This window comes from Carnobacterium divergens (assembly GCF_900258435.1).
GTDB lineage: Bacteria > Bacillota > Bacilli > Lactobacillales > Carnobacteriaceae > Carnobacterium > Carnobacterium divergens_A.
Window position 1 is genome coordinate 1,484,427 of sequence record NZ_LT992558.1, and the last position, 16,644, is coordinate 1,501,070.

Below are 16,644 nucleotides of genomic sequence, written 5' to 3' on the forward strand. Positions count from 1 at the left end.
GTGTCAAATGATTACAACCATTATCACATTTATTATAGTTTTCAGTATTTTAGTTGTTGTCCATGAGTTTGGACATTACTATTTTGCTAAAAAATCGGGCATTTTAGTTCGAGAATTTGCGATTGGTTTTGGTCCTAAAATCTTTTCTTATCGAAAAAATGGAACAACCTATACTTTGCGTATTTTACCAATAGGTGGATATGTCCGTATGGCAGGTTTTGGAGAAGAAGAAACCGAAATCAAACCGGGCATGCCAGTAGGTTTAGTGATTAATTCCGACAATCTTGTTACAACTATCAATACATCTAAAAAAACGCAATTATTAAATGCTGTTCCGATGGAAGTTGTTGCCTTAGATTTAGAAAAAGAATTATTTATTGAAGGATACTTAGCGGGGAATGAAGATGAATTAATTCGTTATTCAGTATTACGCGAAGCAACAGTGATTGAAGAAGATGGTACGGAAGTACAAATCGCACCGATTGATGTTCAATTCCAATCAGCGAGTCTTCCAAAACGTATGATGACTAATTTTGCTGGCCCGATGAACAATTTTATTTTAGCGATTATTGCCTTTACGATTATGGCTTTTATGCAAGGTGGAGTCGTTTCTCATGAAAATCAATTGGGCGAAATTATGCCAAACAGCGTAGCTGCTAAAGCTGGATTAAAAGAAGGCGATAAAGTATTAGAAGTTGCTGGTAAAAAAACAACCACTTGGGTTGAAATAGCGCAAGAAATTCAAAAACATCCAGCAAAAAAAATCAATTTAAAAGTAGAAACTACAAAAGGGGAAACGAAAGTCATTTCCTTAACTCCTGAAAAACAAGACACAGGAGACGGCAAGAAAGTCGGCATGATTGGCATAAAAGCGGCAATGGATACATCCTTTATAGCTAAGATCAGCTACGGATTCACACAAACATGGTTTGTAATTGTCCAAATTTTAACAATTCTTGGGTCTATGTTTACGAAAGGTTTTTCAATCAATATGTTCTCAGGTCCGGTAGGGATTTATGCAACAACCCAACAAGTCGTTCAAACTGGCTTTTATGGTGTGTTCAATTGGCTAGCATTCTTAAGTGTCAATTTAGGAATCGTCAATTTACTACCAATTCCAGCTTTAGATGGCGGGAAGTTATTATTGAACATCATTGAGGGCATTAGAAGGAAACCGTTGGATCCTGAAAAAGAAGGAATCATTACAATGGTTGGTTTTGGTTTGTTAATGTTATTAATGGTCTTAGTAACTTGGAATGATATTCAGCGTTACTTTTTTAATTAAAGCGGTAAAGTAAATTTCAAATGAAAAATTAATGATTTTTCATTTTTATAAAAGGAGAAAAATAATGAAACAGTCAAAACTATTCGTACCTACATTAAGAGAAGTTCCAAATGATGCTGAGGTAATCAGCCACCAGATGCTATTGAGAGCGGGTTATATTAGACAAGTGTCTAGTGGTGTGTATAGTTATTTACCACTAGCAAATCTAGTTCTTGAAAAGTTAAAAACGATTATCCGTGAAGAGTTTGAAAAAATAGATGCAGTTGAGATGCTAATGCCATCACTGTTGCCCCGTGAACTTTGGGAAGAATCTGGGCGTTATGAAACGTATGGTCCCAATCTAATGAAACTAAAAGATCGTAGCCAACGCGATTTCTTATTAGGCCCAACACACGAAGAAGCTTTTACAACATTGATTCGTGACGAAATCAATTCATACAAGCGATTGCCATTATCACTTTATCAAATTCAAACAAAATTCAGAGATGAGAAACGTCCTCGTTTTGGTTTGTTAAGAGGTCGTGAATTTATCATGAACGATGCGTATTCATTCCATGATAGTGATGAAAGTCTAGACGTAGGTTACCGTCAATTTGAACAAGCGTATAACCGTATTTTTGAACGCTGTGGACTAGAATTCCGCAGCATCATTGGAGACGGTGGTGCTATGGGTGGGAAAGATTCCAAAGAATTTATGGCGATTTCTGATATTGGTGAAGATACGATTTGTTATTCTGATGCTAGTGATTATGCAGCTAACTTAGAAATGGCTACTAATTTCTATATGCGCAAAAAATCTCATGAAATCGAAAAAGAGTTAGAAAAAGTTGCAACACCAAACGTTGGTTCTGTTGAAGAAGTCGCAACATTATTAGAAGTTGAAACAAACCGTGTTATGAAGAGTATGCTATTTATTGCAGATGAAAAACCTGTTTTAGTGGTAATTCGAGGCGATCATGAAGTCAATGATGTAAAATTAAAAAACTTCCTTGGAGCAGATTTCTTGGAATTGGCAACAGATGAAGAAGCCGTTAAATGGATAGGTGCAGAATTTGGTTCAGTCGGGCCGATTAACGTCAATGAAGAGATTCGTGTGATTGCGGATCGTTATGTCCAAGATTTAGCAAATGCAGTTTGTGGCGCTAACGAAACGGGTTTCCATTACGTAAATGTCAATCCAGAACGTGACTTAACGATTGAAAGCTATGAAGATTTACGTTTTGTTATGGAAGGAGAACTTTCACCTGATGGACAAGGTGTGATTCAATTTACAAAAGGAATTGAAATCGGACATATCTTTAAATTAGGAACACGTTACAGTGAATCAATGAATGCTACTATTTTAGATGAGAATGGACGTTCAATTCCAGTGATTATGGGTTGTTACGGAATTGGTGTGAGCCGATTGCTTTCAGCAATTGTAGAACAACAAGCAGATGAAAAAGGGATTAACTGGCCACGTAACATTGCCCCATATGAAGTGCATTTAGTACCAGTCAATATGAAGGCAGAAGAACAAGTTAACTTAAGCGCTGAACTTTACACAAACCTTGAAAATGCAGGTTTATCAGTTTTAATGGATGACCGAAATGAACGTGTGGGCGTGAAATTTGCTGATTCTGATTTAATTGGAATTCCAGTTCGAATTACAGTAGGTAAAAAAGCGAATGAAGGCATTGTGGAAATTAAATTACGTAAAACAGCCGAAACGATTGAAGTGAAAAAAGAAGAATTAATTGATACCTTAAATATTCTTTTAAACACAATCTAAACAAATAAAAGCGAAATGAAGAGTGCTTCATTTTGCTTTTATTTTTAATTGTACTAAAATGAAATATCGTTTTGCTTTGAAATTTGGTACAATATTAGACGTAGTCATCAAAGATAAGCAAACAAATTAAAACCTTGTTAGCATGTAGATAAAGGAAGGGGTATCCCATGAGTTTAAATCAACAAGAATTGTTTCAAAAATTACTGGAACAAGTAGACCTACATCATGAAGCAGGCTACCGCCCTTATTTTGAAAATGCAAGTATAAAAAAAGTCACGGTGCATAAGCAATCCAAAGTTTGGCATTTCGATTTTTTATTTCAAGATATATTGCCATTTGAAGTTTACCAAAATTTGTCAGAGCGTTTGCAAATTTCATTTCGAAACATTGCCGATGTTACATTTTCAGTTGAAGCAGAACAGCCACAGCTAACGATTGAAAAACTAGAACATTATTGGCCGGAAGCCGTAAAAAAAAGCGGAGTCTCTTCCCCATTAATTAATAACTTATTTTCGAAACAATTGCCTATCATGAATGTAAAAAAAGTTCAGCTTTTTGTTGAAAATGAAGTTGTTAAAAGCCATCTGTTAAATGAATATTTGCCTCCAGTAGAAGCGGAGTATCAAAGACTTGGTTTTCCTCGCTTTAAAATCGAACCGATTATTGATGAAGTTGCGAATGCTGAAAAATTAGCTCAATTTCAAGCAAAAAAAGAAGAGGCTGATGCGCTATTAGCAATCAGAGCTTCAGAAAATTTGCAAAAAGCAGAAGAAGAGAAAAAGCGCAATAAAGATCAAAAACTGGTGAATTTGCCAAAAGGACCAATTGTTTTAGGTCGACAAATCAATGCTAAAGAAGAAGTAAAACAAATGAGTGAAATCATTGAAGAAGAGCGTCGTGTCACAATTGAAGGATACGTTTTTGACAAAGAAATTCGTGTGCTGCGCTCTGAACGTCAGATTATGATTTTAAAAATTACCGATTATACCTCTTCTTTTTCAGTTAAAATGTTTTCCAATTCCCCTGAAGACGAAGCGGCTTTTGCTGCACTACAAAAAGGAATGTGGGTTCGAGCTAGAGGGAGCGTTCAAGAAGATAGCTTTATGCGAGATTTAGTGATGAGTGCTCGTGACGTAACCGAATGGAAACACGATGCTCGTAAGGATACAGCTGCTGAAGGAGACAAGCGAGTTGAATTACATCTTCACTCAAACATGAGTCAAATGGATGCAACGAACAATATTACTGATTTAGTTGCACAAGCTGCTAAATGGGGCCAACCTGCTATAGCGATTACGGATCATGGCGGAGCGCAATCTTTCCCAGATGCTTTTCACGCGGGACAAAAACATGGTGTGAAAATTTTATATGGAATAGAAGCGAATATCGTTGATGATGGGGTTCCAATTGCATATAATCCCGATCATATTGAATTATCCGATGCAACCTATGTCGTTTTTGATGTGGAGACAACTGGATTATCAGCAGTTTACGATACCATTATTGAATTGGCAGCCGTTAAAATGTATAAAGGCAATGTTGTAGAAACCTTTGAGCAATTTATTGATCCTGGTCACCCATTGTCTCAAACGACCATTAATTTGACTGGTATTACAGACGATATGGTGAAGGGCTCTAAATCAGAAGAAGAAGTGTTAAAACTCTTTAAAGAATTTTCTGAAAATCATATTTTAGTGGCTCATAATGCGAGTTTTGATATGGGCTTCTTAAATACTAGTTACGGAAAATATGATATTCCAGAAGCTATAAATCCTGTAATTGATACATTAGAATTATCAAGATTTTTACATCCACAATTAAAAAGCCATCGTTTAAATACATTATCTAAAAAATATGGTGTTAATTTGGAGCAACATCATCGAGCAATTTATGATTCAGAATCAACGGGACAATTATGCTGGATTTTCCTCAAAGAAGCAAAAGAAGAACATAATATGCACTATCACGATGAATTAAATCTGCATATTGGTGAAGGGGATTCTTATAAACGAGCAAGACCTTTCCATGCAACAATTCTCGCGACAACGCAAGCGGGGTTAAAGAACTTATTTAAATTGGTATCAATGTCAATGGTGGATTATTTTTACCGTGTGCCTAGAATTCCAAGATCAAAATTAAATGAGTTACGAGAAGGTTTAATTATCGGATCCGCTTGTAGTCAAGGCGAAGTTTTTGAAGCCATGATGCAAAAAGGCTATGACGAAGCTAAAAATAAAGCTAAATTTTATGATTATCTAGAAGTAATGCCAAAACCAGTGTACGCGCATTTACTAGCTCAAGAGTTAGTTAAAAGTGAATCCGACTTAGAAGAGATCGTCCGAAACATGGTGAAGATGGGAGAAGAGCTAGATAAACCGGTTGTTGCGACAGGAAATGTTCATTACTTGAATGAAGAAGATGCAATTTACCGTAAAATTTTGATTCATTCCCAAGGAGGAGCAAATCCTTTGAATCGTAGTATTTTACCAGAAGTTCATTTCCGAACAACGAATGAAATGCTGACAGAATTTAGTTTTTTAGGTAAGGAAACAGCCCATCGAATTGTTGTTGAGAATACTCAAAAAGTCGCCGATATGGTAGAAGAAATGACACCAGTTAAAACGGATTTATATACGCCTAAGATTGAAGGGTCAGAAGAAGAAATTCGAAAACTAAGTTATGATGAAGCGAAAAGACTATATGGTGATCCACTTCCTGAAATTGTTGAAAAACGAATTGAAAAAGAATTGAATAGTATTATAGGAAATGGCTTCTCCGTTATTTATTTGATTTCTCAAAAATTGGTGCATAAAAGCCTGAATGACGGCTATCTAGTTGGATCACGTGGTTCTGTTGGATCTAGTTTTGTTGCAACGATGACAGGAATTACCGAGGTTAACCCGATGCCTCCTCACTATCGTTGCCCAGACTGTCAATATTCTGAATTCTTTGATGATGGTTCAGTGGGCTCAGGTTTTGATTTGCCAGAAAAACCCTGTCCAAAATGTGGGGCGAGATTATTTAAAGACGGACATGATATTCCATTTGAAACGTTCTTAGGATTCCATGGCGACAAAGTACCCGATATTGATTTAAACTTTTCTGGAGATTATCAACCTCAAGCACATAACTATACCAAAGTTCTTTTTGGCGATGAATATGTTTTTCGAGCAGGAACAATTGGTACGGTAGCAGATCGTACGGCATATGGTTTTGTAAAAGGGTATGAACGGGATATGAACTTGAATTTTCGAGCAGCAGAAATTGACCGTTTAGCCAAAGGATCTACAGGCGTCAAAAGAACAACTGGACAACATCCAGGAGGAATTATTGTTATTCCAGATTATATGGATGTTTACGACTTTACGCCAATTCAATTTCCAGCGGATGCTCAAGATTCTGAATGGAAAACGACTCATTTTGATTTCCATTCAATCCACGATAATGTATTAAAACTGGATATTTTAGGGCATGATGATCCAACGGTAATTAGAATGTTACAAGATTTATCTGGAATTGATCCAAAGACTATCCCAACCGATGATCCAGAAGTAATGAAAATATTTGGTGGACCTGAGATACTAGGCGTGACCAGTGACCAAATTGAATCCAATACCGGAACACTTGGAATTCCCGAATTTGGGACCAGATTTGTTCGAGGAATGTTGGAACAAACCAAACCAACAACGTTCACTGAATTATTACAAATTTCAGGACTATCTCATGGAACCGATGTATGGTTAGGAAATGCAGAAGAGTTGATTCGTACTCAAAACATCCCACTGTCGCAAGTAATTGGTTGTCGGGATGACATCATGGTTTATCTTATTCACAATGGATTAGATGATGGATTGGCCTTTAAAATTATGGAAAGCGTTCGTAAAGGAAAAGGTATTCCTGATGACTGGCAAAAATCAATGCGTGATGAAAAAATACCTGAATGGTATATTGATTCTTGTTTGAAAATCAAGTACATGTTCCCTAAAGCCCATGCTGCGGCCTATGTTTTAATGGCACTGCGAGTAGCCTACTACAAAGTCCATTTTCCAATTCTTTATTATGCAGCATACTTTTCTGTTCGAGCAGATGACTTCGACTTAGTGGCAATGAGCCAAGGAAAAGATGCAATCAAAGCAAAAATGAAAGAAATTATGGATAAAGGGTTAGATGCTTCAACAAAAGAAAAAAATCTATTAACGGTTTTAGAATTATGTAACGAGATGGTTGAACGAGGATTTGAATTCAAAATGATTGATTTGTATAAGTCAGATGCCAACGATTTTGTTATTGACGGAAACTCCTTAATAGCACCATTTAGAGCCGTTCCAAGTTTAGGAGCCAATGTGGCGAAACAAATTTGTATCGCAAGAGAAGAAAAGAAATTCCTTTCAAAAGAAGATTTAGCAACAAGAGGAAAGGTCTCAAAAACATTGATTGAATATATGACTGAAAATAAAGTACTAAAAGACTTACCAGATGAAAATCAATTGTCCTTGTTTGACATGTTTTAAAATAGCAGGCTAATTTTGAAAACGTGGGATGAAAAAGCCCTTTTTGTAAGATAGAACCAGTCCTATAGTTGCATTTAGCGTGAAATCGTGTTAATATAGTACTGTATTTAGATATTCTGTTGAGAGTGAGCGGCGACGCTCACTCTTTTTCGGCAGTCAGGTGAAAAGTGTCTAAAGGGAGGCGATGGATTTGAGTAATGTGGTTGATACGGTTAAAAATATTGTTCAACCAATCGTTGACGAATTTCAGTTTGAATTAGTTGACGTAGAGTTTGTAAAAGAAGGTAAAAATTGGTTTTTAAGAACCTATATCGATAAGCCAGGTGGCATTGATATCGAAGAATGTGCATTAATCAGCGAAAAAATTAGCGAACGCATGGATCAAATCGATCCAGATCCGATCCCACAAGCGTACTTCTTAGAAGTATCAAGTCCAGGAGCGGAACGTCCACTTAAAAAAGAAGCAGATTATCAAAATGCAATTGGCTCTTATATCAATATTTCATTATACGAACCAGTTGAAGGTCAAAAAGTATACGAAGGCACGTTAAAAGAATTAACAGAAGAAACCTTAACCTTAACGATTCGTATCAAAACAAGAGAAAAAGAGATAGAATTTAATCGTAAAAAAATTGCAAAGGCTCGATTAGCAATTAAGTTCTAAACTTATTGATAATGAGAGAAGATAGGAGAGAAATCACAAATGAGCAAAGAAATGTTAAATGCTCTTGATGCTTTAGAGACCGAAAAAGGAATTGCTAAAGAAATTGTCATTGACGCACTAGAAGCTGCTTTAGTTTCTGCATATAAACGTAATTATGGTCAAGCCCAAAACGTGGAAGTTGAATTTGATATGAAAAAAGGAAACATTCACGTATACGCTGTAAAAGAAGTCGTTGATGTCGTTTTTGACTCACGCTTAGAAGTGAGTATTCAAGACGCAATGGAAGTAAATGCAGCTTATGAAGTTGGCGATCATATTCGTTTTGAAGTAACCCCTAAAGACTTCGGTCGTATTGCAGCTCAAACTGCGAAGCAAGTAATTATGCAACGCGTTCGAGAAGCGGAAAGAAGCATTATCTATAATGAATTTGTAGCTTATGAAAATGACATTATGCAAGGAATCGTAGAACGTCAAGATAACCGTTACATTTACGTGAATCTTGGCAAAATCGAAGCGGTTCTTTCAAAACAAGAGCAAATCCCGAATGAAGTATACAAACCACACGATCGTATTAAAGTTTATGTGACGAAGGTAGAAAACACTTCAAAAGGACCTCAAATTTTTGTAAGTCGTAGCCACCCTGATTTATTAAAACGCTTATTTGAACAAGAAGTACCTGAAATTTACGATGGAACCGTTGAGATTGTATCTATTGCAAGAGAAGCAGGCGACCGTGCAAAAGTTGCCGTGATGTCTCGTGAAGAAAATATTGATCCAGTAGGTACCTGTGTAGGACCTAAAGGACAACGTGTCCAAGCTATCGTAAATGAATTAAAAGGCGAAAATATGGATATCGTTGAGTACAATGAAGATCCAGCAGTTTATATCGCAAATGCGTTAAACCCAGCACAAGTCGTTAGTGTAACTTTCAATGAAGCAGCAGGTAGTTGCGTTGTTGTAGTTCCTGACTATCAATTGTCATTAGCTATTGGTAAACGTGGGCAAAATGCTCGTTTAGCCGCTAAATTAACTGGCTTTAAAATTGATATCAAATCAGAATCTGATATGAAAGCCTTAGAACTTGCAAAAGAAGAAGCTGAATTAGAAGAAGCCGCAGATTATGCAGAAGCAGTTGAAGCAGTTGACCAAGATATGGAAGCTGTGGATGTTGAAGAAGTGATTGAAAATATCGAAGATTTAGATGGAATCGAAGAAGTCTCTGAATTAGATTCAGAAGTGGAAGAAAATATTTTAAATCCTGAAGATGCTGAAAGCATGATTGAATTAGGTGAAGAGCGAGCTGGACACGAAGAATAAAAAGAGGTGATTAGATGCAAAAGCGAAAAATTCCAATGCGCAAATGTGTTGTAACAAACGAAATGAAACCTAAGAAAGAAATGATTCGGATTGTTAGAAACAAAGAAGGACTAGTTTCCATTGATCCAACTGGAAAACTACCTGGCCGTGGTGCTTATGTTTCTATTGAACCAACAGTTGTTCAAAAGGCTTGGGATAAGCGAGTGCTAGATCGACAAATAAATGCAACGATTACGGAGGAGTTCTATCAAGAACTACTTGATTATGTTACTCACCAGAAAGCACGGATGAGCCTATGATAACAAACGATCAAAAAATCTTAAATCTTTTAGGAATGGCTCAACGAGCTGGAAAACTTGTTACCGGAGAAGATTTAAGTTTGAAAGAGATTCGAAACGAACAAGCGAAATTAGTAATTGTGGCAACTGACGCCAGTGAAAATACAATCAAAAAAATATCAGACAAATGTCAATACTATGAAATTCCAGTTGCAGTGCGTTTCACGAAAGCTGAAATTAGCCATGCAATTGGTAAAGAACGGACAATTTCAACCATTATGGATAATGGTTTTGCCAAAAAATTTCGTGAATTACTATCAATTTAATTGGAGGGTGATTACATGGGGAAAAAACGTGTCTACGAATACGCCAAGGAACACGACGTGTCAAGTAAACGTGTGATTGAAAAAGCAAAAGAACTAGGCTTTGACTACAACAGCCATATGTCTTCTATGGAAGACAGTCAAGTTCAAAAATTAAACCAAAGTTTTGCTTCTAAAAAAGAGCATGTAGCTCCTAAAAGCAGTCAAAATGAAGTTAAACAAAAAACAAATCGTTCACCTAAAAGTGACGTAGGAGGTACTACTACGAACTCAAAAGACAATAAACAGCAACGTCCAGCAACAACAAGTGGACCGAAGACTGGAAATCAGACAACACAAGCAAAATCAACGAATCGCCCTGCGACTCAAAGCAAACCAAGTCAATCAACATCAGCTCGTCCAGCTCAAAGTGGCACAGCAAACCGTTCACAAAGCAACAGCGGAAGTGCTAACGCTCGTCCACAAACGACTGGCACAGGAACTACACGTCCGCAATCAAACGGACCTGCAGCAAGTAACAATCGCGGTGGTCAAAGTAGCAACAATCGTGGTGGTCAAGGTGGAAACCGTGGCGGCTATAATAGCTACAACAACCGCAATAATTTCAGAAAACGTAAAGGGAAACGTGGCGAAACTAAACCAGTAGCACCGCCAGTACCTCGTAAATTTAAAGAATTACCAGAAGTTCTTGTTTATTCAGATGGAATGACAGTGGCAGAATTATCTAAAAAAATCTACCGTGAACCAGCTGAAATTATTAAAAAATTATTCTTGTTAGGCGTAATGGCAACATTAAACCAAGCTTTAAGCAAAGACGCAATCGAATTACTAGCTGCTGATTACGGAATTGAAGCAGAAGAAAAAATTGAATTGGATGTTTCTGATCTAGATGTTTACTTTGAACAAGAAGTAAACGAAGAAGCGCTAGTAACGCGTCCACCAGTAGTTACAATTATGGGGCACGTTGACCATGGTAAAACAACTTTATTAGATTCATTAAGAAATTCAAAAGTAAGTTTAGGTGAAGCAGGCGGAATCACGCAGCATATCGGAGCTTATCAAATTGATTTTGATGGCAAACCAATTACGTTCTTAGATACACCAGGACATGCGGCATTTACTACAATGCGTGCTCGTGGAGCAGGTATTACAGATATTACCGTACTAGTAGTAGCTGCAGATGATGGCGTTATGCCACAAACAATTGAAGCGATTAACCATGCTAAAGCGGCTGAAGTTCCAATTATTGTTGCAGTAAACAAAATTGATAAACCAGCAGCAAACGCTGAAAAAGTGATGCAAGAATTAACTGAATATGGTTTAATTCCTGAAGCATGGGGTGGCGATACGATTTTCGTTGAAATTTCAGCTAAATTCGGTCAAAATATCAATGAATTGTTAGAAATGATTCTGTTAGTAGCAGAAGTCCAAGAATTAAAAGCTGATCCAACTCGTTTAGCACTTGGAACAGTGATTGAAGCTCGTCTAGATAAGAGCAAAGGTCCAGTTGCAACCTTATTAGTTCAAGAAGGAACGCTACATGTTGGAGATCCAATCGTAGTTGGGAGCACGTTTGGCCGTGTCCGTGTAATGGCAAATGAAATTGGTCGTCGTGTTAAAACGGCAGGACCAGCAGCACCTGTGGAAATCACTGGATTAAATAACGCACCTCAAGCAGGGGATCGTTTTGTTGTCTTTGAAGACGAGAAGACCGCTCGTGCAGCAGGTGAAGAACGTGCAAAACGTGCGATGGTTGAACAACGCTCATCAACGAACCGTGTAACCCTTGATAATTTATTCTCAAGCTTACAAGAAGGCGAATTGAAAGACGTTAATGTTATCATCAAAGCAGATGTACAAGGTTCAGTTGAAGCGTTAGCAGCAAGTTTACAAAAAATTGAAGTTGAAGGTGTCCGTGTTAAAATTATCCATACAGCGGTTGGAGCTATCAATGAGAGTGATATCACATTGGCTGCAGCAAGTAACGCGATTGTCATTGGATTTAACGTTCGTCCGACAACTCAAGCAAAACAACAAGCAGAGCAAGAAGAAGTAGATATTCGATTACACCGTATTATTTACAACGCAATTGATGAAATTGAAACAGCAATGAAAGGGATGTTAGATCCTGAATACGAAGAAGAAATCACTGGACAAGCAGTTGTTCGTGAAACCTTCAAAGTATCAAAAGTTGGTGTTATTGCTGGGGGTTATGTAACGGATGGTTTCATTACTCGTAACAGCAGTGTTCGTTTAATTCGTGATAGCATTGTTATTTTTGAAGGCGAATTGGCAAGTTTGAAACGCTTTAAAGATGATGCAAAAGAAGTTAAATTAGGATATGAATGTGGCTTTATGATTAAAGATTTCAATGATTTAAGAGTAGACGATGTAGTGGAAGCTTATCGTATGGTGGAAATCAAACGTAAATAATCAAATAGCTTCATTCAGCAGAAAGAAGGGCTATTATGGCAAATTTTAGAGTTGGTCGTGTTACCCAAGAAGTACAACGTGAGGTAAATGATATCTTAAAGAAAAAAGTGAGAGACCCTCGCGTTCAAGATGTTACCATTACGGATGTACGTGTAACTGGGGATTTACAACAAGCAACCATTTATTACAGCATTTTATCTGATAAAGCAAGTGATCTTGAAAAAGCACAATTAGGGCTTGAAAAAGCTTCTGGCTTAATCAGAAAAGAATTAGGGCATCGTTTAACATTGTACAAAACACCAGAAATCATGTTTGAACGTGATGAATCAGTGGCATATGGCAATCGCATCGATGAACTATTGCGTAATTTAAATAAAGACTAAAAAAAAACTAAGATTAGTTTAGGCTAATCTTAGTTTTTTTACTGTTTAATATTTGTTATAATAGCTATACACTAACAATCAAAAGGAGCAAAAATAATGAATGTAGTTTCATATTTAGGTACAAATACGCCTTTAACTCTTTCAAATACTGGAAATCAAGAAGTGGTTGCCATGATTGCCAGAGATACACTAGAAGCAGGGGTTACCGATGAAATGGTTTTAGATTATTTAAAAGAAGAAACGCAAAATCCAGAACTAACAATGAAGCAAATTTTATTCTATGACACAGAAGCCGAAATTATGGGAGGCTTTGAAATTTTGAGAGAAGTGGAAGATCAAGATCTTTTGAAGCATTTTTCAACGTCATATGTATACGAAACAACGGATTTTCCAGTTTGGGAACCTATCGAAGACGATCCTGATTTAGAAAGTTATCCGCAAGAACAGATTGTACAATATAAACAAATGATGGATGAAGCAAGGGCAGTGAATAAGGCACAACAAGTGGGCTTTTTGAAAATTCTTACTAAGTGTTTCACTGAAACAGATAAAGTTGAATTCTATACATGTGATTCAACCAAAACTAAAGAACGAGAAAAAAATCGCCGTTTAGAAAAATGGGCGACGATTCAACAAAATAAACGCTTATTGGATAGCCAAGAACAAGAGTTTTTATTGATTGAAAAAGAATAATAAATAAGGTCAAGTTAAGGAGATTTCCCTAACTTGACCTTTTAATTATCGATTAAATTAAATCGTTTCATACATAATAGAAAAAGCATCTCGTCCAGCATGAGTCATAATACTTGGACTAGCATAATTAATGGCATAGTCAGCATGTGGAAAATGTGTTTTTAAATTTTCAATTAAGCTTACTGTAAAAGGAGTCAAACCAATATGTGTAATCCCGATGGCTTTAATGCCACTTGTTTGTTTCATTTCATCGATTAACTTATCCATCCTTTTTTGGATAGAACGCATACCGCGTCCTTTAGTGTCCGGTTCTAACCCAGTATCAGTTAAGCGCAACAAGAGTTTCATATTTAAAAAGCTGGATATTTTTCCAATTGTAGGGCTAATTCGACCACCTTTGATGAGGTTTTCAAGGTTTACCACACAAATATACAGCACGGTTTTATGTTTGATTTCATTCATTTTTTCAAGAATTGTTTCCATTGAGGCGCCCTCTTTAGCTAATTTAGCAGCAGCTAACACTTGAAAGGCCATAGCGCGATCAATAAACTGGCAGTCAATGACAGAAACGTCTGTATGGGATAAATGAGAAGCTTGGTGAGCCGCTTGAACAGTGCCACTTAAGTGCTCTGTCAAGTGAATGGATAAGACTTGGCTGCCATCTGCTCCTAATTCATTATAAGTGTCAACAAAGCGTCCGATTGGAGGTTGTGACGTTTTTGGAAGGGTAGGGCTTTCATTCATTTTTTCTAAGAATTCTGATTTTGTAATTGTTTCATCATCAATGTAAACAACGCTATCAATCATAGCGGACAATGGCACTACAGTGATATTATAGGTTTCAATTTCTTCTTTTGATAGTTGAACTGTAGAGTCCGTTACAATCTTAATGTTTTTCATTTAGTTGCCTCCTTAAATAGAGTAGCTTTTATGAAAATGCTACCATCTTAAGAATACCAAATTTCACTTTAAAAAGACATCCATTTTGAAAAATTTTGTAGAAACCTAATAAATAACCAAAGAAAAATCAAGAATAGTAGATTCTTTTATTTTCTTAACTATGTTATAATAGCGTGGTTATGAAACAAGAAAGTTGGGTTGCAAATGGACGGAATTCTTCCACTTTGGAAAGAGCGTGGCATGACAAGCCATGATTGCGTTTTTAAGTTAAGAAAAATTTTAAATACAAAAAAAATAGGCCACACAGGAACGCTTGATCCAGACGTAGACGGTGTTTTGCCAATATGTGTTGGAAAAGCAACTAAAGTTGTTGAATATATGATGGAAACGGGAAAAGCATATGTAGGAGAAATTACTTTAGGGTATTCAACTACTACAGAAGATGTCAGTGGTGAGAGGGTTGAAGTAAAAAAAGTAACTAAAGCCCCTACAATTGAAGAAATTGATCACCAAATGAAAAACATGGAAGGTACAATCATTCAAGTCCCTCCCATGTTTTCGGCAGTCAAAGTAAATGGCAAGCGCCTATATGAATACGCACGAAACGGTGAAACAGTAGAACGACCTAAAAGAAAAGCTGAGATCAACTCTTTTATACGAACTAGCGAACCTATTTTTAATGAGGATGCTGGAACAGTAAAATGGCGATTTGAAGTAGCTTGTGGCAAGGGGACGTATGTCCGAACGTTAGCTGTTGATTTAGGTGAGGCACTAGGTTACCCTGCACATATGTCTGATTTAACCCGTATTCTAAGTGGAACATTTAAAGCAAGTGATTGTTTGACTTTGGAACAAGTAGCCGAAGCAATGAAAGCGGAGAGTATTCAGAAAAAGCTCTTCCCATTAGAATTTGGTTTGAAAGAATTTGAAACAATGGAAGTCTCAGATGAATTGTGGCAAAAGGTGAAGAACGGAGTCCCACTTCCTAAGAGCCTGTTCAATACCTACAGTCGCTTCCCAGTCGTGATGATGTATCAAGGGCAAGCAACAAGCTTGTATGACGTTCATCCTACTAAACCACAATTAGTAAAACCAACAAAAGTCTTACGAAATCAATAGATTAAAGGGGTTCTTTTTTATGAAAGTTGTCAATATCCATCATCCGTACCAATCAAATCAAATTCCAACAGATGATGTTGTTTTAGCCTTAGGTTTTTTTGATGGAGTCCATTTAGGGCATCAAGAAGTCATTGCAACAGCAAAAAAAATCGCGAAGAAAAAAAATCTAAAATTAGCGTTAATGACATTTAATCAGCATCCTTCGATTGTATTTCAAAAAATTGATCCCGATCAAATGAAATACTTGTCTACAATTAAGAGAAAAGAAGAATTAATGGCTGCACAAGGCGTTGATATTCTTTATGTAATTGAATTTACTTCAGCTTTTGCCAGTTTATCGCCAATTGAATTTGTAAACCAGTATATGGTGGATTTACATGCTAAAGTGGTTGTTGCAGGATTTGATTATACCTATGGACCAAAAGATACAGCTAATATGGAACAATTGCCACGTTATGCAGACAAACGTTTCGAAGTGGTTACAGTTGAAAAGCAGGAAACCGCTGATGAAAAAATTAGTTCTACCCGTATTCGAAAAGAATTAGCAGCTGGAAATATGAAAACCGCAAATGAATTACTAGGCTATGCCTATGAAGTTCCTGGAAGAGTCGTTCACGGAGATGCGAGAGGACGATTACTAGGATTTCCTACAGCAAATATTGAAGTAGACGCAGGTGTACGTTTGCCAAGAGTCGGCGTGTATGCGGTGAAAATTAAAGTGGGCAACCAATGGCATCTAGGCATGGCTTCGATTGGCTATAACGTGACCTTTGGTGACAATCGAGACATGACGGTTGAGGTCTATATTTTAGATTTCAATGAAGATATCTATGGAGAACGTGTTTCTGTTTCGTGGCACCATTATTTAAGAGATGAATTAAAATTCGATTCTGTTGTCGAATTGATTGCACAATTAAAGCAAGATGAAGTAGACACAACCGTTTACTTTAACAACGAAAAATAAAAG

At 36.8% G+C, this 16,644-nt stretch carries 13 protein-coding genes; 12 read left to right on the top strand and 1 reads right to left on the bottom strand.

Going from position 1 to position 16,644, the window contains the following annotated elements; translation table 11 throughout:
* The first annotated feature begins 7 nt into the window (after nt 1-7).
* The 10 genes from rseP (at nt 8) to CDIMF43_RS07570 (ending at nt 13,658) form a co-directional block, all read left to right on the top strand.
* Nucleotides 8-1,285, top strand: coding sequence for an RIP metalloprotease RseP (gene rseP, locus CDIMF43_RS07525; protein WP_109841638.1), 1,278 nt, complete (start codon nt 8-10; stop codon nt 1,283-1,285).
* Nucleotides 1,286-1,349: 64 nt separating this feature from the next.
* Complete coding sequence (locus CDIMF43_RS07530; protein ID WP_074402855.1) at nt 1,350-3,056, top strand: proline--tRNA ligase; 1,707 nt, start codon at nt 1,350-1,352, stop codon at nt 3,054-3,056.
* A 167-nt stretch (nt 3,057-3,223) separates the two neighbouring features.
* Nucleotides 3,224-7,567 (top strand): PolC-type DNA polymerase III, encoded by a 4,344-nt coding sequence (locus tag CDIMF43_RS07535; protein WP_109841639.1) that lies wholly within the window; start codon nt 3,224-3,226, stop codon nt 7,565-7,567.
* Nucleotides 7,568-7,757: 190 nt separating this feature from the next.
* Entirely contained in the window at nt 7,758-8,231 is a 474-nt protein-coding gene (gene rimP, locus CDIMF43_RS07540; protein ID WP_074402853.1) for a ribosome maturation factor RimP, read from the top strand.
* Nucleotides 8,232-8,270: 39 nt separating this feature from the next.
* Entirely contained in the window at nt 8,271-9,548 is a 1,278-nt protein-coding gene (gene nusA, locus CDIMF43_RS07545; protein ID WP_109841640.1) for a transcription termination factor NusA, read from the top strand.
* Nucleotides 9,549-9,562: 14 nt separating this feature from the next.
* On the top strand, nt 9,563-9,847 hold the full coding sequence (gene rnpM, locus CDIMF43_RS07550) for an RNase P modulator RnpM (RefSeq protein WP_074402851.1): 285 nt from the start codon (nt 9,563-9,565) through the stop codon (nt 9,845-9,847).
* Nucleotides 9,844-10,152: a YlxQ-related RNA-binding protein gene (locus CDIMF43_RS07555; protein ID WP_074402850.1), complete on the top strand. Its 309-nt coding sequence runs from the start codon at nt 9,844-9,846 to the stop codon at nt 10,150-10,152. The genes rnpM and CDIMF43_RS07555 overlap by 4 nt, the downstream gene beginning before the upstream one ends.
* A gap of 15 nt (nt 10,153-10,167) precedes the next feature.
* Nucleotides 10,168-12,582 (top strand): translation initiation factor IF-2, encoded by a 2,415-nt coding sequence (gene infB, locus CDIMF43_RS07560; RefSeq protein ID WP_109841641.1) that lies wholly within the window; start codon nt 10,168-10,170, stop codon nt 12,580-12,582.
* Between the two features lie 35 nt (nt 12,583-12,617).
* Nucleotides 12,618-12,965, top strand: a complete 348-nt coding sequence (rbfA, locus tag CDIMF43_RS07565; RefSeq protein WP_034569991.1) for a 30S ribosome-binding factor RbfA — start codon at nt 12,618-12,620, stop codon at nt 12,963-12,965.
* A gap of 96 nt (nt 12,966-13,061) precedes the next feature.
* Entirely contained in the window at nt 13,062-13,658 is a 597-nt protein-coding gene (locus CDIMF43_RS07570) for a hypothetical protein (protein ID WP_109841642.1), read from the top strand.
* 57 nt (nt 13,659-13,715) lie between these two features.
* Here the strand turns inward: CDIMF43_RS07570 and CDIMF43_RS07575 are convergent, their stop codons facing one another.
* A complete protein-coding gene (locus CDIMF43_RS07575; RefSeq protein WP_109841643.1) occupies nt 13,716-14,558 on the bottom strand; it encodes a DegV family protein in 843 nt (280 codons plus the stop codon).
* Nucleotides 14,559-14,762: 204 nt separating this feature from the next.
* Here CDIMF43_RS07575 and truB point away from each other — a divergent pair, with 204 nt between their 5' ends.
* Nucleotides 14,763-15,677: a tRNA pseudouridine(55) synthase TruB gene (truB, locus tag CDIMF43_RS07580; protein ID WP_109841644.1), complete on the top strand. Its 915-nt coding sequence runs from the start codon at nt 14,763-14,765 to the stop codon at nt 15,675-15,677.
* Between the two features lie 19 nt (nt 15,678-15,696).
* The gene (locus CDIMF43_RS07585; protein WP_074402845.1) at nt 15,697-16,641 is read left to right on the top strand and encodes a bifunctional riboflavin kinase/FAD synthetase; all 945 of its coding nucleotides are present in this window, start codon (nt 15,697-15,699) and stop codon (nt 16,639-16,641) included.
* Nucleotides 16,642-16,644 lie beyond the last annotated feature (3 nt).

Bases quoted from the DNA above. Each gene is read 5' to 3' on its own strand.
- rnpM (WP_074402851.1), top strand. From the start codon at position 9,563: ATGCAAAAGCGAAAAATTCCAATGCGCAAATGTGTTGTAACAAACGAA.
- rseP (WP_109841638.1), top strand. From the start codon at position 8: ATGATTACAACCATTATCACATTTATTATAGTTTTCAGTATTTTAGTT.
- infB (WP_109841641.1), top strand. From the start codon at position 10,168: ATGGGGAAAAAACGTGTCTACGAATACGCCAAGGAACACGACGTGTCA.
- truB (WP_109841644.1), top strand. From the start codon at position 14,763: ATGGACGGAATTCTTCCACTTTGGAAAGAGCGTGGCATGACAAGCCAT.
- CDIMF43_RS07585 (WP_074402845.1), top strand. From the start codon at position 15,697: ATGAAAGTTGTCAATATCCATCATCCGTACCAATCAAATCAAATTCCA.
- CDIMF43_RS07555 (WP_074402850.1), top strand. From the start codon at position 9,844: ATGATAACAAACGATCAAAAAATCTTAAATCTTTTAGGAATGGCTCAA.
- nusA (WP_109841640.1), top strand. From the start codon at position 8,271: ATGAGCAAAGAAATGTTAAATGCTCTTGATGCTTTAGAGACCGAAAAA.
- CDIMF43_RS07535 (WP_109841639.1), top strand. From the start codon at position 3,224: ATGAGTTTAAATCAACAAGAATTGTTTCAAAAATTACTGGAACAAGTA.
- rbfA (WP_034569991.1), top strand. From the start codon at position 12,618: ATGGCAAATTTTAGAGTTGGTCGTGTTACCCAAGAAGTACAACGTGAG.
- CDIMF43_RS07530 (WP_074402855.1), top strand. From the start codon at position 1,350: ATGAAACAGTCAAAACTATTCGTACCTACATTAAGAGAAGTTCCAAAT.
- CDIMF43_RS07575 (WP_109841643.1), bottom strand. From the start codon at position 14,558: ATGAAAAACATTAAGATTGTAACGGACTCTACAGTTCAACTATCAAAA.
- CDIMF43_RS07570 (WP_109841642.1), top strand. From the start codon at position 13,062: ATGAATGTAGTTTCATATTTAGGTACAAATACGCCTTTAACTCTTTCA.